This is a genomic window from Amycolatopsis vastitatis, from assembly GCF_002234595.1.
GTDB classification, from domain to species: domain Bacteria; phylum Actinomycetota; class Actinomycetes; order Mycobacteriales; family Pseudonocardiaceae; genus Amycolatopsis; species Amycolatopsis vastitatis.
Genome location: NZ_NMUL01000031.1, coordinates 245,666 through 263,881, shown reverse-complemented (window position 1 = coordinate 263,881; position 18,216 = coordinate 245,666). Strand labels below are relative to the sequence as shown.

Genomic DNA, 18,216 nt, shown 5'->3' with positions numbered 1-18,216 from the left:
AGCGGCGGTGCGCTTCGCGCCGGTGATCGGTCCGGCCGCTACCATCGCGTCCCTGGTGTGATCGAGAGCGGAAGGCGGACGGGCGTGGACGTGGCGATTCCTGCGCGCACCGCCGCCGCACCCGACCCGGCTCCCGCGAAACCGGCGAGGCCATTGCTGCGCTGGAGCGGGCACGCCTGCTGGGTGCTGCTGCTCGCGCTGGCCACCGAGCTCCGCGTCGGCCGCTGGGGCTTCCACCCGTCGGACCAGGGGTTCATCCTCGCCCAGGCGTGGCGGGTACTGCACGGCGAAGTCCCGCACGCCGACATCATCTCCGCCCGCCCGCTCGGGTCCGCCGTGCTGCACGTCGCCGACTACGCGCTCCCGATGCCCCTGTTCTTCGGGTCGAGCTTCCTGGCCATGATCGAGATCATCGTGGCGACGATCGCGTTCGCCACGCTCGTCACACGCCGCCGGGTGCTGGACTGGGGCCCGGGCCTGACGGCGATGGTCGCGGCGGCGTCGCTGATCAACCTCAACGCCTTCCCGCTGATGGCCTGGCACACCATCGACGGCATCGCGCTGACCGCCTGCGGTGCCTGGGCACTGGACACCGGCCTGCGCGGCGGCCACGCGCTCGCCCGCCGCGGCGGGCTGGTGCTGCTCGGCAGCGCGGTGTTGGTCAAGCAGAGCTTCGCGCCGGCCGCGGTGATCGGCCTCGTCTGGCTGCTGCTGCATCCGGCGACGCGGGCGGGCACGCGACGCGCGCTGCGGCTGGTCCTCGACCTCCTCGCGCTCGGCGCGCCCGGGCTGGCGTACGTGGCGTGGGTGAGCCTCGGCGGCGGCTTCACGGAGATGGTCGAGCAGCTCACCGGCGGCGTGCCCGCCTACGGCGAGCGGCTGCTCGGGCTCTGGCTCGACGACCCGGAGGTGCTGACCAACGCGCCGGTCCGCGGGCTGAGCTTCTTCGCCGCGATCGCCGTGGTGCTCCTGGCCGTCCGGCTGTCCGGCGACCGGCTCGGCGCGGCCGGGCGGGTGGCGTCGTGGGTGCTGGTGCTCGCCGGCGCGGCCACGATCGTCTGGACCGTCGTCGACGGCCGGTTCACCGGCTCCACGCGGTGGGCGGATGTGCTGTGGTGGATCGTCGCGGTCAGCGTGCCGGTGAACGCGGCCGTACGGCGGAAAGTGCCGTGGGCCGGGCTGCTCGTCCTCGCCACCGGCTTCATGACCAGCCTGTCCTGGGGCAACGACACGCCGACGCTGCTGACCGGCACGCTCGCGCTGACGGCGTTGCTGCTGCTCGGCCAGGTGGTGCCGGCGCGGCCCCGGCCGGCGCGGCCCTGGGTGACCGCGACGGCCGGACTGACCTTGGTGGCGGTGTGCGGCTGGGCCGTCGTGGCCCGCCACGACCAGGCGGCCTACCTCGACGTCGGCCACGACCGGCTGACCGAGGACCTCGGCGCGGTCAGCCCGGCGATGGCCGGCATCCGCACGAACCCGTCGACGTTCACCTTCGTCCGGCAGATCCGCGACTGCCTGGACCGCTTCCCGGCCGCGCGGACGGCGATCCTGCCGGACAGCCCGTTCGCCTACCCCGCGTTCGGCCTGCGCAACCCGTTCCCCCTCGAATGGCCGCTGCCGCTGGAGATCGTCGGCGACGCGCCCGAGCGCATGCTCGAGACGGCGGACGAGCTGAACCGCGAAGGCGGCTACCTGGTCCTGTTCCAGACGGACTCGTACCGGGTGCTCGCGACGGGCGGCCCGGTCCCGGAGTCGATCCCGGCCGACACGCCGGTGTTCGAATACCTGGGGCTGGACAAGGCGATCCAGGCCCGGCTCACGGGCCGCGTCGTCACGTGCGGCAGCTTCGTGGGCAAGTACGCCCCCTGACTCAGGAAGCCTCCTCGCGGCCCTGCATCAGGTCGAACAGCTCCCGGGGGACCTCGCCGTCCCCGAACAGGCTCTCGAGGAGGACCGCCTCGTCGACCGGGTTCGCGCCGCGGGTGAACATGGCCGCCTCGTACTCGACGAGTGCGGCCTCGACGTCGCCGGGGTGCGCGGCGAGGGCCTGACCGAGCTCGGCACCGTCGAGCATGGCCAAGTTCGCGCCCTCGCCGTTCGGCGCCGTGAGGTGGGCGGCGTCGCCGACGAGGGTCACGCCCGGCACGCGGTCCCAGCGGAGCCCGATCGGGAGGGTGTGGTGCGGCCGCAGGACCGGAGCGGTGTCGGCGGCGGTGATCAGCGCGGTGAGCTCCGGGGCCCAGCCGTCGAACTCCGCCGCGATCCGCGCCGCGGCCGCGGCGGGGTCGGCGAAGTCGATGGCGGCGAACCAGTCGAGCGGGCGGGTGAGCGCCACGTAGGCGTGCAGGGTGTCACCGCTTTCCCGGTGCGCGTGGATCGCCTCGCGCGGCGTTCCGCCGTTGGCGGCCATCGAGCCGCCGCCGACCGCGGCCGCGGTGGCCGGGTGCCGGGTGTCGGCGTCGAACAGGTAGGTCTCGACGAACGCTTCGCCGACGTACTCGGGGGTGGCGCCGGTGAGCAGCGGCCGGACCTTCGACCAGGCCCCGTCGGCCCCGGCCAGCAGGCCGGTGACGACGCTCGCACCGTCGGCGAAGGTCACCTCGTGGCGCCCGTCGCCGAGCGTGCGGGCCGCGGTGGCCTTCCGTCCCCAGTGGACAGTGCCCTCCGGGAGCGCGTCGAGCAGCATCCGCCGCAGGTCGGCGCGCAGCACCTCCGGACGGCCGCCGGAGCCGTCGTCGGTCTTCTCGAACAGGAGGGTGCCGTTGCGGTCGAGGATCCGCATCGCCTGCCTGCCTTCCAGGACCAGGCCGCGGAACTCGTCCATGAGCCCGGCTGCCTCGACGGCGAGCCGGCCGTTGTAGTCGTGGATGTCGAGCATCCCACCCTGCGTCCGCGCCATCGGCGACGGCTCGGCTTCGTAGACCGTGGCCGGGATCCCGTGGACGTGCAGGACACGGGCGAGGGTGAGGCCGCCGAGGCCGGCGCCGATGATCGTGACCGGGGTGTGCATCCGTCGCTCCTTCGATTGCGTGACAACCGAAGGGTGGCCGCGGGTCCTGGCGCGGGACGCACACGCCGCTGGCACGGCCCTGGCGGCGGCTGTCAGTCGGCCACCAGGTCGTCCGGGCTGCCGCTCGCCAGCCCGGCGAGGACGTCGAGCGCCGCGGAGAGCGTTTCCACGGGCGGAGCCGAAACCGCGATCCGCACCGCGTTCGGCGCGTGCCCCGGCAGCACCGCGAACGCCGCCGCCGGGGACAGGGCGATCCCGCGGCGCGCCGCGGCCGCGACGAACATCTCCGCCCGCCACCGTTCCGGCAGCTCCCACCAGCGGTGGTAGGACGCCGCGTCGCCGCGCAGTCCCGGCAGCTTCTCCGCCACCAGCGATGCCCGCGCGGCCGCGTCACGGCGTTTGGCGGCTTCGACTTCCGCGAGGGTGCCGGTCACGATCCACTGCGTCGCCGCTTCGACGGCGAAGCGCGACGCGGCCCAGCCGCCCGAACGCACCGACGACGCGAGCCTGGCCGTCCACGCCGGTGGCGGCACCAGGAACCCCGCCGTCAGCCCGGGGGCGACCCGCTTGGACAGGCTGTCGACGAACACCGTCCGCTCCGGCGCGTACGCGGCGAAGGGGCGGACGTCGTCCCGCAGGAACGTGTAGATGCCGTCCTCGATCACCGGCAGGTCCAGGCGGGCGACGACCTCCGCGAGCGCGGCGCGGCGGGCCGGGGGCATCGTCGTGCCGAGCGGGTTGTGCAGGGTCGGCTGGACGTACAGCGCACGCACCGGCCCGGCCGCGGCCAGCGCCCCGGGCACCAGGCCGGACTCGTCCGTCTCGATCGGCACGAGCTCCACGCCGAGCCGCGCGGCCAGGGCCTTCACCACCGGATACGTCAGCGACTCCACCGCGAGCCGCTCCCCCACCGGCACGAACGCGGCGATCGCGGCCGCGATGGCCTGCCTGCCGTTGCCGGTGAACAGCACCGTCGCCGGGTCCGGCCGCCAGCCGCCGCGGGCGAGCAGCGCGGCCGCCGCCGTCCGGGCCACCGGCGTGCCCGCGGCGCCGATCGGGTGCAGGGCCGCGGTGAAGACGTCCTCGCGCAGCAACGGTTCCAGCGCGCGGGCCAGCCGCGCGGACTCCCCCGGCAGGACGGCGAAGTTGAGTTCGAGGTCGACGCGCGCGTCGCCGGGCTCGGCGAGAGCCGGTTCGGGCGGCGGCTTCGCGGCACGGACGAACGTGCCGCGGCCGACTTCGCCGACGGCCAGGCCGCGCCGGACCAGTTCGCCGTAGACGCGGGCGGCGGTGGAGTTCGCGATGCCGCGCTGCCGCGCGAACCGGCGCTGCGGCGGCAGCCGGTCGCCGGGCCGGAGGCGGCCGGCCTCGATGTCGGCGGCGAGGGCGTCCGCGACGACGCGGTAGTCGTCCATGGTCACCTTCGCTTCCCGCTCCGGACGTCGTCGGCATGATCCCGTCGCTGCTCGCTCATGATCCCCGAAGCCCGCTAGATTGGGTTCGGAGGTGCCATGACCGACAAGACCTGGGCCGAAATCGACGACTACCTCACCGGCGCACTGCTCGCCCCCGATCCGGTGCTCGACGAAGCGCTCGCCGACTCGGCCGCCGGCGGGCTGCCGTCGATCGCCGTCGCACCCAACCAGGGCAAGCTGCTGCACCTGCTGGCCCGGATGGCCGGGGCGCGGACGATCCTGGAGATCGGCACGCTCGGCGGGTACAGCACGATCTGGCTGGCCCGCGCGCTCCCGCCCGGCGGCAAGCTGGTGACCTGCGAATACGACCCGAAGCACGCCGAGGTCGCGAAGGCGAACCTGGCGCGGGCGGGCTTCGGCGAGGACGTCGCCGAAATCCGCGTCGGTGCCGCGCTGGACACGCTGCCGACGCTGTCCGGGCCGTTCGACTTCGTGTTCATCGACGCCGACAAGGTCAACCTCGCCAACTACGTGCGCGCTTCGCTGGAGCTGGCGCGGCCGGGCACGACGATCGTCGTCGACAACGTCGTCCGCCAAGGGCGCGTGACGGACGCCGGCAGCACCGACCCGAACGTCCGGGGCGCGCGGGAGATGTTCGACCTGCTCGCCGCCGAACCGCGGCTGGACGCGACGGCTGTGCAGACCGTGGGCACCAAGGGGCACGACGGGTTCGTGCTGGCCCTGGTCCGCTGACCGCTCACCGCCGCGCCACCGGCTGGCCGCCGTCGGCCGGTGGCCGGGGCGGCAGCCCGCGGTGGGCGGCGGCCATGAACCCGCGCCAGATGTCGGCCGGGACGACGTCACCGGTCAGCTTCGCGCCGCCGGCGTCTTTCAGCAGCCGGTCGTCGTCGGAGCCGATCCAGACCGCCGTGACCAGCTGCGAGGTGTAGCCGACGGCCCAGGCGTCCTGGTTGTCCGGGCCGATCCCGTGCTCGGCCTCGCCGGTGCGCAGTGCCGCCGGGCGGCCGTCCGGCAGCGCCGTGGCCAGCGTGCCGGTGACACCGCCGGCGACGCGGCGGCTCAGGTCGCCGTCGTCGCCGAACGCCGGGCCCGAGGTGTCCGGGTGTTCCCAGACGACCTCGCCGCTCTGGTCCCGCACCTTCGCCACCAGGTGCGGCGTCGCGCGGCGGCCGTTCGCGGCGAAGGTCCCGTAAGCACCCATCACGTCCAGCGGCCGCAGCGCGTACCGGCCGACCGCGATGCCCGAGCCGATCAGGAAGCCGTCCTTCTCGCGCAGGGTCGGGACACCGTCGACGGCCTCCGGGATGCCGGCCTGCCGCGCGGTTTCGCTCAGCGCGTCCGGGCCGAGCTTCTTCGCCAGCGCGACGAACGGCGTGATCGCGTCCGACGCCATCGCCTTGCGCGGGGTGCACTTCGGGCCGCAGACGTCCGGGTACTGGAACTTCTCGCCGAGGAACTCGATCTTGTCCGGCGACGGGATCGGCTGGTCCGGGCTGTAGCCCTGGCGCAGCGCCGCGGCGAGGGTGAACGGGAAGAACGCCGAGCCGGTGGCGTGCGGTGTGCCCGCGTAGTCGCGGATGCCCTGGTCACCGCCGTAGTAGGCGCGGACGGCGCCGGTCTTCGGGTCGGCCGCGACGAGGGCGCCGCGGAACTCCTTCGGCTCGCGCTTCAGCCTGTCCAGCAACGCCTTCTTCGCGGCGTCCTGCATCCCGCGGTCCAGGGTCGTCTCGACCGTCATCGTGCCCTGCTGGAGCCGGGCGAGCGGGAAGCCGTCCTGTTCGAGCTCGGCGAGGACCTGCTGCTTGATGTGGAACTCGTCGTAGGTGACGCGGCCCGCGCGGGTCTCCGACGGCGGCTGGATCTCGTTGCCGGGGTAGGCCATCGGTTCGTCGCCCTTCACGTACCCGCGGGCGACGAGCTTGTCGCGGACGTACTGCCAGCGCCGTGAAGCGTGGACATCGCCGGAGGCCGCCGGGTCGTGCACCGACGGCGACTGGATCATCCCGGCGAGGAAGGCGGCTTCGCTCCAGGTGATCGAGTCGTCGAGTTTCTTGCCGAAGTAGGCGTTCATCGCCGCGGCGGGCCCGAACGTGCCGCGGCCGAAGGAGATGATGTTGACGTAGCTTTCGAAGATCTGTTCCTTGCTTTGTTCCTGGGTGATCTTCGTGGCCAGTACCAGCTCGGCGAACTTGCGCCCGAGCGACGCCTCGGCGTCGCCGGTGGATTTCTTGATGTACTGCTGGGTGATCCCCGAGCCGCCGCCGACCCCGGTGAGGAACGCGCGGCCGATGCCGGTCGGGTCGAAGCCCTGGTTGTCCCAGAAGGTGGGGTCCTCGGTGGCGATGATCGCGTCCCGCAGTTTCGCGGGCACCCGCGAGTAGGGCACGAACAGCCGGTCGCCGTCCGCGGGAAGCACCTTGAGCAGCTCGGACCCGTCCGAATACTGCAGGACGACGGTCTTGTCGAGCCCGGCCAGGACGTCCTGCGGGCTGCGGACGTCGAGCACGAGGTAGGCGACCCAGAAAGCGATCAGCGGAACGCCGATGAGCGTTCCGGCCGTCCAGCCCGCGGTACGGCGGAACCGCCGCCACCGCCGGCGGCGCGGGGTGTCCGGCTTTTCGGCTTTTTCCTCCGGCGCAATGGTCACGAACAGGTGACGGCCGGGCGGGTGAAAAGGTTCTGTGGAGAATTGACGAGGTTGTTCGAATCCTGTGAAGAGGCCGCCTTCGAGGCAGTGGGGTCAGGCCAGGAAAGCGCGCAGCAGCGAGGCCGTGCCTTCGATGTGCTCCGCCATCGCCTGCCGGGCGGCGGGCGCGTCACCGGCGAGGATGGCGTCGACGATCGCCTCGTGCTGGGTGTTCGAATGGTCGAGGTTGGGCGGGAGCAGGGGGATCCGGTCGAGCAGCTGGTTGACGCGGCTGCGGGCGTCGGCCATCGCCGTGGTCAGGGAGCCGGACGCGGTCACCTCGGCGATGGCCAGGTGCAGCCGGGAGTCCTTGCGGCGGTAGTCGTCGAGCTCGGCGCTCGCGGCCTCGGCGAGCGTGCCGGTGAGGTGCTGCCGGTCGGCCGGGCTGAGCGACCGCGCGGCGGCCATCTCCGCGGCGCCCGTCTCGAGGACGTAGCGCAGGCTCAACGCGTCTTCCAGCGCGACGGCGTCGACCTTGCCGCCGGGTGACCGTTCTGGCCCGGGCAGGCTTTCGTTCACGAACGTGCCGCCGTACCGACCCCGCCGTGACTCCACGTAACCGGCATCGGAGAGCGCGCGGATGGCTTCGCGCAGCGTGACGCGGCTGACGCCGAGCCGCTCGGCGAGCTCGCGTTCCGACGGCAGCCGTTCCCCCGCGCCGACCACGCCGAGCCGGATCGCCTGCAGCAGCCGCTCGACGGTCTCCTCGAAGGCGTTGCCCGCGCGGACCGGCCGGAACAGCGCTTCACCGGCATTCACCACCGAGGTCGACTCCATCCCGCGAGTCTAGGCCGAGTTCCGGGAACGCCGGTCACCCTGTGTTCGCCGCACGGAAAACCAGTGGCACACAACGGCCACTCTCGGCGACGATGGAACGACCGACACCGAACATCGACGCAGGGGGCGATCCGGTGCACTTTCTGATGGCCGAGGACCTGGTCCACGAGCGGGAGACCGAACTCCACCACGGCGCGCGAACCCACCCACCGGGCCGTGCGGCGCCTCGCAGGCGCACGGGAACCAGACGGCAACAGCTGGGCTGGACGCTGGTGGAGGTCGGGTTGAAGCTGGCGAGCGAACCGGAAGACGAGCAGCGCTGACCGGGGCTCCGGCAAAGTCGAAGAGCCCCCCGGGAGATGCCGAACCGGCGTGAACCGCACGCTGAGGGCATACCGGCGCTCCACCCAGCCCCCTCCCGCAACCCCGATACGAAGCCGCAACACGGCCGGTAGTGCCGGGTCAAGGCACGCTTTCCCGCCTTGACGCGGTGCTACCGGCCGTAGTCACAATCGGGCTTCGGGGTGGAGGCCACCGAGCACAACTCCGCCCGGGCGACCGTGACCGGTCAGCACTCGATGACGTTCACCGCCAGGCCGCCGCGGGCGGTTTCCTTGTACTTCACGCTCATGTCCGCGCCCGTCTCGCGCATCGTCTTGATCGCCTTGTCCAGGGTCACCACGTGACTGCCGTCGCCGCGCATGGCCATCCTTGCCGCGTGGATCGCCTTCGACGCGCCCACCGCGTTGCGCTCGATGCACGGGATCTGGACCAGGCCGCCGACCGGGTCGCACGTCAGGCCGAGGTGGTGCTCCACGCCGATCTCCGCCGCGTTCTCCACCTGCGCCGGGGTTCCGCCCAGCACCTCCGTCAGGCCCGCCGCCGCCATCGCCGAGGCCGAGCCAACCTCGCCCTGGCAGCCGACTTCGGCTCCCGAAATGCTGCCCGTCTGCTTGAGGATCGAGCCGATCGCGCCCGCGGTGAGCAGGAACGTCACGATGCCGTCGTCCGACGAGTGCCGGATGAACCGCTGGTAGTAGTGCAGCACCGCGGGGATGATGCCGGCGGCGCCGTTGGTCGGCGCCGTCACCACGCGGCCGCCCGCCGCGTTCTCCTCGTTGACCGCCAGCGCGTACAGGCTCACCCAGTCCATCGCGTACAGCGGGTCGTCCGCGCCGTCCTCGGCCAGGAGCTTCTCGTGCAGCGAACGAGCCCGGCGCGGCACCTTCAGGCCGCCCGGCAGGACGCCTTCGTGCGTGCAGCCGTTGCGGACGCACTCCGCCATGACCGCCCAGATGTCCAGCAGCCCGGAACGCACCTCCGAAGCAGTGCGCCAGGACAACTCGTTCGCCAGCATGATCTCGCTGATCGGCAGGCCGGTCGAGGCGCAGTGCCCGAGCAGGTCGGCGCCGGTGCGGAACGGGTACGGCACCGGCGTCGAGTCCTCGACGAACACCGTGTCCGTTTCGTACGACTCGTCGCGGACGAAGCCGCCGCCGACCGAGTAGTAGGTGCGCTCGCGCAGGAGCGCGCCGGACGCGTCGAACGCGCGGAAGACCATGCCGTTCGGGTGGGCGGGCAACGACTTGCGCCGGTGCATCGTGAGATCGGTGTCCTCGTCGAACGCGATCTCGTGCGTACCGGCCAAAAGCAGCCTGCCGGACTCGCGGATCTCTGCGACGCGCACCGGCACGGTGTCCGTGTCGATCTCTTCGGGACGCTCACCCGACAACCCGAGCAGGACGGCCTTGTCGCTGCCGTGGCCGAACCCGGTCGCGCCGAGCGAGCCGAACAGCTCCGCCTGGACGCGGGAAACCGAGGAGAGCTCCGCGCCGAGTCCGTCCACAAAGGTCAGTGCCGCCCGCATCGGCCCGACGGTGTGCGAGCTCGACGGGCCGATGCCGATGGAAAACAGGTCGAAGACGCTGATCGCCATTGATCCGCCCCTTCCTATCGGGCCAGCAGGGAGCTGGCTTCTTGCGCCGCCGGGCCCTGGTCGGCGAGGTGCCGCAGGTTCTCCGGCAGCTCCTCCCCACGGTAACCCTTGGTCTGCGCGTAGAGCCGTCCGGCGCGGTAGGACGACCGCACCAGCGGCCCCGCCATCACCCCGGCGAAGCCCATCGCCTCGGCCGCCTTCGAATGCTCCACGAACTCCTCCGGCTTCACCCACCGGTCCACCGGGTGATGCCGCGGCGACGGACGCAGGTACTGCGTGATCGTCAAGATCTCACACCCCGCATCCACCAGATCCCGCATCGCCGGAGCCACCTCATCGGCGGTTTCACCCATACCCAAGATCAGGTTCGACTTCGTCACCAAACCGGCCTCACGCGCCTTGGTGATGACCTCCAACGACCGTGCGTACCGGAAACCCGGGCGGATGCGCTTGAAAATCCGCGGCACCGTCTCCACGTTGTGGGCAAGGACCTCCGGCCGCGACCCGAATACCTCAGCGAGCTGGCCAGGGTCGGCGTTGAAGTCCGGAATCAACAACTCCACACCCGTGCCGGGGTTCAACGCGTGAATCTGCCGCACCGTCTCCGCATACAGCCACGCACCACCATCGGCCAGGTCATCACGCGCCACCCCGGTCACCGTCGAATACCGCAGACCCATGGCCTGCACCGACTCCGCGACCTTCCGCGGCTCCGAAGTGTCCAAAGCCGCGGGCTTACCCGTGTCGATCTGACAGAAATCACACCGCCGCGTGCACTGGTCCCCGCCGATGAGGAACGTGGCCTCACGGTCCTCCCAGCACTCGTAAATGTTGGGACAACCGGCCTCCTCACACACCGTGTGCAAACCCTCGCGGCGCACCAGACCCTTGAGCTCCGTGAACTCCGGCCCCATCCGCACCCGCGTCTTGATCCACGACGGCTTCTTCTCGATCGGCGTCTCACTGTTGCGAACCTCGAGACGCAACAGCTTCCGGCCCTCGGGCTGCGCGCTCATCGCGACAGGCCCGCGTACAACGGGTGCTTCGCCGCGAGGGTTTCGACACGGTCGCGGAGTTTGGAACGCACAGCGTCGTCGAAGCCCGGTTTCAGTGCTTCCGCGATGATGTCGGCGACCTCGGCGAAGTCGTCCGCGCCGAAGCCGCGGGTGGCCAGTGCCGGCGTGCCGATCCGCAGGCCGGAGGTGACCATCGGCGGGCGCGGGTCGAACGGGACGGCGTTGCGGTTGACCGTGATGCCGACCTCGTGCAGCCGGTCCTCGGCCTGCTGGCCGTCCAGAGTGGACTGGACCAGGTCGACGAGCACCAGGTGGACGTCGGTGCCGCCGGTCAGCACCCGCACCCCCGCCGCGGCGCAGTCCGCCTGCGACAGCCGCGCGGCGATGATCCGCGAACCCTCCAGGGTGCGCTGCTGACGCTCCTTGAACTCCTCGCTCGCGGCGATCTTCAGCGCGACGGCCTTGGCCGCGATGACGTGCTCCAGGGGCCCGCCCTGCTGGCCCGGGAACACCGCCGAGTTGATCTTCTTCGCCAGCTCCTCGCGGCTGAGGATGAGCCCGCCGCGCGGGCCGCCGAGGGTCTTGTGCGTGGTCGTGGTGACGATGTCGGCGTGCGGCACCGGCGACGGGTGCAGCCCGGCCGCGACCAGCCCGGCGAAGTGCGCCATGTCCACCATCAGGCGGGCGTCGACGAGGTCCGCGATGCGGCGGAACTCGGCGAAGTCGAGCTGACGCGGGTAGGCGGACCAGCCGGCGATGATCAGCTTCGGCCGGTGCTCGACGGCCAGGCGCTCGATCTCGGCGAGGTCGACGATGCCGGTCTCTTTGTCGACGTGGTAGGCGACGACGTTGTAGAGCTTGCCCGAGAAGTTGATCTTCATTCCGTGCGTCAGGTGACCGCCGTGCGCCAGGTCGAGCCCGAGGATCGTGTCGCCCGGCTTGAGCACGGCGAACATCGCGGCCGCGTTGGCCTGCGCGCCCGAGTGCGGCTGGACGTTGGCGTGCTCGGCGCCGAAGAGGGCCTTCGCGCGGTCGATGGCGAGCTGCTCGACGACGTCGACGTGCTCGCAGCCGCCGTAGTAGCGGCGGCCCGGGTAGCCCTCGGCGTACTTGTTGGTCAGCACCGAGCCCTGCGCCTCGAGCACGCCCACCGGGGCGAAGTTCTCGGAGGCGATCATCTCCAGGGTGGACTGCTGGCGGGTCAGCTCGTCGGCGACGGCCGCGGCGACCTCGGGGTCGACTTCGGACAGGGGCGCGTCGAAGGTCGTCATCAGTTCTCCTGGGTGTGCGCGGCGTACGCGGCGGCGTCGAGCAGGTCCGGCACGTCCGCGGTGAGACGCACCTTCAGGAGCCATCCTTCGGTGTACGGGTCGGAGTTGATGACCTCGGGGGTGTCCGATGTGGTGCCGTTCACCTCGACGACTTCACCGGACACCGGCGCGTACAGCTCGCTGACGGACTTGGTCGACTCGACCTCGCCGAACACCTCGCCCGCGGTGATCGTGGCGCCCGCGTCGGGCAGCTGGACGAACACGATGTCACCGAGCGATTCCGCGGCGAAGGCCGTGATCCCGACGGTGGCCACACCATCGGAGACGCTCAGCCACTCGTGTTCCTTGGCGTACTGCAGGTTCTCGGGGATGCTCACAGGAAAGAGTCCTTACGCGCGGGAGTAGAAGGGCAGGGCGACGACCTCGACGGGCTCGATCCTGCCCCGGATGTCGACGGACAGCTCGGTGCCGGGCTCGGCGTACGCCCGATCGACGTACGCCATGGCGATCGGGTAACCGAGGGTGGGCGAGAGCGCGCCGCTGGTGACCTCGCCGATTTCGGTGCCGTCGGCCAGCACCGCGTAGCCGTGCCGGGGAGCACGACGACCGGCTCCGCGCAGGCCGACCCGCACTCGCGGGACGTCGGCCTCGGACCGCTCCTCCAGGGCCGCGCGGCCGACGAAGTCGCCCGGCTTCTCGAACTTGACGACCCGCCCGAGCCCCGCCTCGAACGGGCTCTGCTCGACGGTCAGTTCGTTGCCGTACAACGGCATCCCGGCTTCGAGACGCAGCGTGTCGCGGCAGGCGAGGCCCGCCGGGACCAAGCCGTGCGGCTCGCCGGCGTCCATCAGCAGGCGCCACAACGCCGGCGCTTCGTCGGCGTCGACGAACAGCTCGAAGCCGTCCTCGCCGGTGTACCCGGTGCGGGCGAGCAGGACGTCGTGCCCCTTCACCGACGCCGGGACGCTGGCGTAGTACTTCAGCGCGTCCAGGTCGGCGTCGGTCACGGCAGCGAGGATCGCCGCGGCGTTCGGGCCCTGGACGGCGATCAGCGCGGTGGTCTCGGACCGGTCGTCCACGACCGCGTCGAAGCCCGCGACCCGCTCGGCGAGGGCGTCCGCGACGACCTGCGCGTTGCCCGCGTTCGCGACGACCAGGTAGTGCTCGTCGGCCAGGCGGTAGACCACCAGGTCGTCCAGCACGCCCCCCGACTCGTTGCAGATCATCGTGTACCGCGCCCGGCCCGGCTTGACCCCGGTGAGGTTGCCGACCAGCGCGAAGTCCAGGACGTCCGCCGCCTGCTTGCCCGTGACGTGGATCTCGGCCATGTGCGACAGGTCGAACAGCCCGGCCGCCTCGCGGACGGCCTTGTGCTCGGCCAGCTCGCTGGCGTAGCGGACCGGCATCGACCAGCCGGCGAAGTCGGTGAACAGCGCACCGAGTCCCTTGTGGACTCCGTGCAGGGAGGTCTCTTTCGACACTGAAGCTCAGCCTTCGTAAGCGTTGAGGGGCGGGCAGGAGCACACGAGGTTACGGTCGCCGCGGGCGCCGTCGATGCGACGCACCGGGGGCCAGTACTTGGTCTTCCGGGAAACACCCGCCGGGTACACGGCCAGCTCGCGGTCGTAGCGCTTGTCCCACTCCCCGACCAGCGTCTCCGCGGTGTGCGGGGCGCCGCGCAGCGGCGACTCCTCCGCCGTCCAGCGCCCGTTGGTCACCTCGTCGATCTCGGCGCGGATGGCGATCATCGCGGCGATGAAGCGGTCGATCTCGCCCAGGTCCTCGGACTCGGTCGGCTCGACCATCAGGGTGCCCGCGACCGGGAACGACATCGTCGGCGCGTGGAAGCCGTAGTCGATGAGCCGCTTGGCGACGTCGTCGACCGTCACGCCGGTCTCCTTGGTGATCTGCCGCAGGTCGAGGATGCACTCGTGGGCGACCAGGCCGTCCTGGCCCGTGTAGAGCACCGGGTAGTGCGGCGCCAGCCGTGAGGCGACGTAGTTCGCGGCCAGCACGGCGACCTTGGTGGCCGCGGTCAGGCCGGGCGCGCCCATCATCCGGACGTACGCCCAGGAGATGGGCAGGATCGACGCCGAGCCGTAGGGCGCGCCGCTGATCGGGCCGACGCCGGTCTCCGGGCCGGCGGCGTCGAGCAGCGGGTGGTTCGGCAGGTACGGCGCGAGGTGCGCGCGCACCGCGACCGGGCCGACGCCGGGGCCGCCGCCGCCGTGCGGGATGCAGAACGTCTTGTGCAGGTTCAGGTGCGAGACGTCGCCGCCGAACTCGCCCGGCTTGGCCAGGCCGAGCAGGGCGTTGAGGTTCGCGCCGTCGACGTACACCTGGCCGCCGCCGTCGTGGACGATCTTGGCCAGCTCGTCGATGTCGTGCTCGTACACACCGTGCGTGGACGGGTACGTCACCATGATCGCGGCCAGGGTGTCGCGGTGGGCGTCCACTTTGGACCGCAGGTCGTCGAGGTCGACGTTGCCCTCGTCGGTGCACTTGACCACGACCACGCGCATCCCGGCGAGCACCGCGGACGCGGCGTTGGTGCCGTGCGCGGACGACGGGATCAGGCAGACGTCGCGAGCTTCGTCACCGTTGGCGCGGTGGTAGGCGCGGATCGCGAGCAGCCCGGCCAGTTCGCCCTGGCTGCCTGCATTCGGCTGCAGTGACACCTTGTCGTAGCCGGTGACCTCGGCCAGCCACTCCGCGAGCTGGGCGACGAGGACATGGTAGCCCTCGGCGTCCTCGGCCGGCGCGAACGGGTGGATGCCGGCGAACTCGCGCCAGCTGATCGGCTCCATCTCCGTGGTGGCGTTGAGCTTCATCGTGCAGGAGCCGAGCGGGATCATGCCGCGGTCGAGCGCGTAGTCCTGGTCGGCCAGGCGGCGCAGGTAGCGCAGCATCGCCGTCTCGGAGCGGTGGGTGCCGAAGACCTCGTGGCCCATGAAGCCGCTCTCGCGGGCCAGGCCGTTCGGCAGCGCGACGCCGTCCTGCAGGTCACTTTCGACGCCGAACGCGCGCAGGACCTTCGCGGTGATCGCCGGGGTGCTGACCTCGTCGAAGGCGACGCGCACGTGGTCGGCGTCGACGTGGCCGAGGTTGATCCCGGCTTCGCGGGCGGCCGCGTGGACCTCGGCGGCCTGGCCGGGCACGTGCGCGACGACGGTGTCGAAGAAGGACTCGTGGACGACCTCGACGCCGGTCGTGCGCAGCGCGTCGGCGAAGCCCGCGGCCAGGCCGTGGACGCGCTGGGCGATCTTCTTCAGGCCGTCGGGACCGTGGTAGACCGCGTACATCGCGGCGAGCACGGCCGGGAGGACCTGCGCCGTGCAGATGTTGGACGTCGCCTTCTCGCGGCGGATGTGCTGCTCACGCGTCTGCAGCGCGAGGCGGTAGGCGGAGTTGCCGTCGGCGTCGACCGAGACGCCGACGAGACGCCCGGGCAGCGAGCGCTCGAGCCCGGCGCGGACCGCCATGTACCCGGCGTGCGGGCCGCCGTAGCCGAGCGGGACGCCGAAGCGCTGCGTCGAGCCCGCGGCGACGTCGGCGCCGAACTCGCCGGGCGAGGTGACCAGCGTCAGCGCGAGGAGGTCGGCGGCGACGGTGTACAGCGCGCCCGCGGCCTTCGCCGACTCCGAAATCGCCTGGTAGAAGCCGCGGCCGCGCAGCACACCGGACGCGCCGGGGTACTGGACGACGACGCCGAAGAACTCGTCCGGCAGGCCGGTCAGCAGGTCGCGGACCTCGACCTCGATGCCGAGGGCCTCGACACGGGTGCGCACGACGGCGATGGTCTGCGGCAGGCACTCGGCGTCGAGCACGACCTTGTTGGACTTGGCCTTGGACGCGCGGCGCATCAGCGTGACGGCTTCGGCGACGGCGGTCGACTCATCCAGCAGGGAGGCGTTCGCGGTGGCCAGGCCGGTCAGGTCGGCGACCATGGTCTGGAAGTTGAGGAGCGCTTCGAGCCGTCCCTGCGAGATCTCCGGCTGGTAGGGCGTGTACGCCGTGTACCAGGCGGGGTTCTCGAGGACGTTGCGCCGGATGACACCGGGCGTCACGGTGTCGGAGTAGCCGAGGCCGATCATCTGCGTCATCGGCCGGTTGCGCGCGGCGAGGGCACGCAGCTCCGCGGTGGCGTCCTCTTCGGACGCGGCCGGCGGGAGCCGCAGGTCACGGGTGGTGCGGATGGCGGTCGGGACGGCGGCGCCGACGAGGGCGTCCAGGCTGCCGTAACCGCACTCGGCGAGCATCTTCGCGCGCTCGGCCTCGGACGGGCCGATGTGGCGGGCGTCGAACTGCGTAGAGGTGATCGGGAGCTCCTCGGGCCGGGCACACAACGGTGCGCTGGGAACTCCCCCTCTGTCATGGCACCTGAGAGTTTCACCGTGTGCGACACGGCTTTCACCTTGGGTGAGACGCGGGTGCGCCTGCTTTCCAGAGTGGCCTCGCCTGAAGCGGTAGCGGGTACCTGAGAGATTCCGGGGAGTTTGCTCCTTCGGTGCCCCACCACGTTCGTGAGGGCTCTCCCGCCTCGGCTCGACGGCCCGATCTGCAGTTGTGGCGGTAACGGTACCCGCCGTCTCCGAGGCCCGTCTACTTCACCCGGGCAACGCCACAGTGGTTCTCGACCCGGCCTCGACAAGCGCCCCAATGTGGCGTTGGTTGCGTCCAACGCACCGAACGCCGCATTGGGTGCGTTGGACGCACCGAACGCCACATTGGGGCGCTTGGGTCAGGGCTCACCGGCGAGCCGGCGCACCACCTTCCCGGCCAGGACCGGGGGACGGCGGACCCGGCCCGAGGGCAGGACCAGGCGTTTCAGCGGGCCGCCGAGCGGGACCGGCGGGTGCCCGGCGCCCAGCAGGACCTGCTCGACGATCTGCTCGGCGTGCCACGCCACCGAGTCGTTGAGCCGGTCCAGCGAGGGACGGTCGCCGTCGAAGACGTCCTCGTCGGCCAGCGTCACCTCGAAGTAGGAACAGCCCGGCGGCACCGAGACCGCCTCCTCGATCGCGCGGGCGCCCGCCAGCGGGTCCGCGAACCCGGCTTCGAGCAGCGCCTCGCGGTAGATGCGCGCCGCGCGGGCGCGCATGCGGGGCCCGTAGCGGACGACGACCGGGAGCCGTCCGGTCAGGTCCGGCACGGCCAGGCCGTGCAGCAGCATGATCGGCGGCACCGAGTGCACCAGCCGCGGGGCCGGCTCGGCCAGCTCGCGCGCGGTGATCCGGACCCGGTCGGCCATCGCGTCGGGGAGGCCGAAGTAGCGGAAGTCGACGTTGCCGAAGCCGAGACCGTCGGCGACCAGCGACGCCAGCAGCTCGCCGTAACCCCAGATCGGCGACAGCACCACCACCGGCGGCGCCGTCACGACCGGCGACGGCGCGGGCGGGCGCGTCGCCTCCTGCTCGGGTACCTGGATGACCAGCCGGGGCGGCTCGTGCCAGTCGTGCACCTCGGCGACCCGCCAGTACAGCCCCAGCGGCCGCCACAGTTCGCCGAGGATCTCGTGCTCGACGATCCGGCGCGCTTCGGCGTCGGTGTGCGGGAAGCCGCGCGGCGGCACGACCCCGACGTAGTGGTGGTAGGTGACGCGGACCTCGTCGCCGCGGGTGGCCGAGCGGATCCGCATCTCCCAGTCGATCGGCGACGCCGCGATGGCGTTGGCCACCTGCGTGCCGGGCGAGGAGTAGACCAGCGCCGTCGCCTGCCGCAGGAACTGCCCGGCCTGGTCGATGCCCTCCCGCAGCGCCTTCGCCGCCTGGGCGGCGTGCACCGGCGACGCCAGCGCGTCGGGCAGTACCCCGGCGACGCGCAGCAGCTCGGCTTCGCCGAGCCCGGTCACCTCGGCGAGCTGCGCCCAGTGGTCGAAGACGGTCACCTTCGGCGCGTGCCGGTGCTCGATCCAGCTGCGCAGCGTCGACGTCGGGACGCCGATGCGGCGCGCGGCCTCGTCCAGGGACAGCCCCCGGGCCCGGATGCCGGCCCGGACCGCTTCCGCCCACTCGTCGGCGCGCCAGTGCGTCACCTCACAAAGCTAACGAAACCCGCTAGCTTTGCGCAGGGACGAAACGCCCA

Annotated in this window: 14 protein-coding genes and 1 riboswitch; of the genes, 3 read left to right on the top strand and 11 right to left on the bottom strand. The window is 71.8% G+C overall.

The features are described from left to right. Positions 1-84 precede the first annotated feature (84 nt). Positions 85-1,869, top strand: a complete 1,785-nt coding sequence (locus tag CF165_RS29565) for a hypothetical protein (protein WP_093950859.1) — start codon at positions 85-87, stop codon at positions 1,867-1,869. Position 1,870: 1 nt separating this feature from the next. Here CF165_RS29565 and CF165_RS29560 read toward each other — a convergent pair whose 3' ends face one another. Both CF165_RS29560 and CF165_RS29555 read right to left on the bottom strand, forming a co-directional pair. After that, a complete protein-coding gene (locus CF165_RS29560) occupies positions 1,871-3,010 on the bottom strand; it encodes an FAD-dependent oxidoreductase (RefSeq protein ID WP_093950858.1) in 1,140 nt (379 codons plus the stop codon). Positions 3,011-3,102: 92 nt separating this feature from the next. Then, positions 3,103-4,425, bottom strand: coding sequence for an aminotransferase-like domain-containing protein (locus tag CF165_RS29555; protein ID WP_167441599.1), 1,323 nt, complete (start codon positions 4,423-4,425; stop codon positions 3,103-3,105). A gap of 96 nt (positions 4,426-4,521) precedes the next feature. On the opposite strand from CF165_RS29555, the gene CF165_RS29550 reads away from it, so the two are divergent. Further along, positions 4,522-5,178, top strand: a complete 657-nt coding sequence (locus CF165_RS29550; RefSeq protein WP_093950856.1) for an O-methyltransferase — start codon at positions 4,522-4,524, stop codon at positions 5,176-5,178. Between the two features lie 4 nt (positions 5,179-5,182). On the opposite strand, the gene CF165_RS29545 is transcribed toward CF165_RS29550, so the two are convergent. Continuing rightward, positions 5,183-7,093 carry a transglycosylase domain-containing protein gene (locus tag CF165_RS29545; RefSeq protein WP_093950855.1) on the bottom strand — a complete coding sequence of 637 codons (1,911 nt, stop codon included), beginning with the start codon at positions 7,091-7,093 and terminating at the stop codon, positions 5,183-5,185. Between the two features lie 93 nt (positions 7,094-7,186). Further along, entirely contained in the window at positions 7,187-7,909 is a 723-nt protein-coding gene (locus tag CF165_RS29540; RefSeq protein ID WP_167441598.1) for a FadR/GntR family transcriptional regulator, read from the bottom strand. Between the two features lie 92 nt (positions 7,910-8,001). On the opposite strand from CF165_RS29540, the gene CF165_RS29535 reads away from it, so the two are divergent. Then, positions 8,002-8,232 (top strand): hypothetical protein, encoded by a 231-nt coding sequence (locus CF165_RS29535; protein ID WP_093950854.1) that lies wholly within the window; start codon positions 8,002-8,004, stop codon positions 8,230-8,232. Positions 8,233-8,477: 245 nt separating this feature from the next. On the opposite strand, the gene CF165_RS29530 is transcribed toward CF165_RS29535, so the two are convergent. The 7 genes from CF165_RS29530 to CF165_RS29500 form a co-directional block, all read right to left on the bottom strand. After that, on the bottom strand, positions 8,478-9,845 hold the full coding sequence (locus CF165_RS29530; protein WP_093950853.1) for an L-serine ammonia-lyase: 1,368 nt from the start codon (positions 9,843-9,845) through the stop codon (positions 8,478-8,480). A 14-nt stretch (positions 9,846-9,859) separates the two neighbouring features. Then, positions 9,860-10,861: a lipoyl synthase gene (gene lipA, locus CF165_RS29525; protein ID WP_093950852.1), complete on the bottom strand. Its 1,002-nt coding sequence runs from the start codon at positions 10,859-10,861 to the stop codon at positions 9,860-9,862. Then, the gene (gene glyA / locus CF165_RS29520) at positions 10,858-12,132 is read right to left on the bottom strand and encodes a serine hydroxymethyltransferase (RefSeq protein ID WP_093950851.1); all 1,275 of its coding nucleotides are present in this window, start codon (positions 12,130-12,132) and stop codon (positions 10,858-10,860) included. The genes lipA and glyA overlap by 4 nt, the downstream gene beginning before the upstream one ends. After that, positions 12,132-12,509: a glycine cleavage system protein GcvH gene (gene gcvH / locus CF165_RS29515; RefSeq protein WP_093950850.1), complete on the bottom strand. Its 378-nt coding sequence runs from the start codon at positions 12,507-12,509 to the stop codon at positions 12,132-12,134. Before gcvH ends, glyA begins: the two co-directional genes overlap by 1 nt. Positions 12,510-12,521: 12 nt before the next feature. Next, the gene (gcvT, locus tag CF165_RS29510) at positions 12,522-13,613 is read right to left on the bottom strand and encodes a glycine cleavage system aminomethyltransferase GcvT (RefSeq protein WP_093950849.1); all 1,092 of its coding nucleotides are present in this window, start codon (positions 13,611-13,613) and stop codon (positions 12,522-12,524) included. 6 nt (positions 13,614-13,619) lie between these two features. Continuing rightward, positions 13,620-16,451, bottom strand: a complete 2,832-nt coding sequence (gene gcvP / locus CF165_RS29505) for an aminomethyl-transferring glycine dehydrogenase (RefSeq protein WP_093950895.1) — start codon at positions 16,449-16,451, stop codon at positions 13,620-13,622. Between the two features lie 39 nt (positions 16,452-16,490). Then, positions 16,491-16,589, bottom strand: a riboswitch (glycine riboswitch). Positions 16,590-16,873: 284 nt separating this feature from the next. Further along, positions 16,874-18,166 carry a helix-turn-helix domain-containing protein gene (locus CF165_RS29500; RefSeq protein ID WP_093950848.1) on the bottom strand — a complete coding sequence of 431 codons (1,293 nt, stop codon included), beginning with the start codon at positions 18,164-18,166 and terminating at the stop codon, positions 16,874-16,876. Positions 18,167-18,216: the final 50 nt, after the last annotated feature.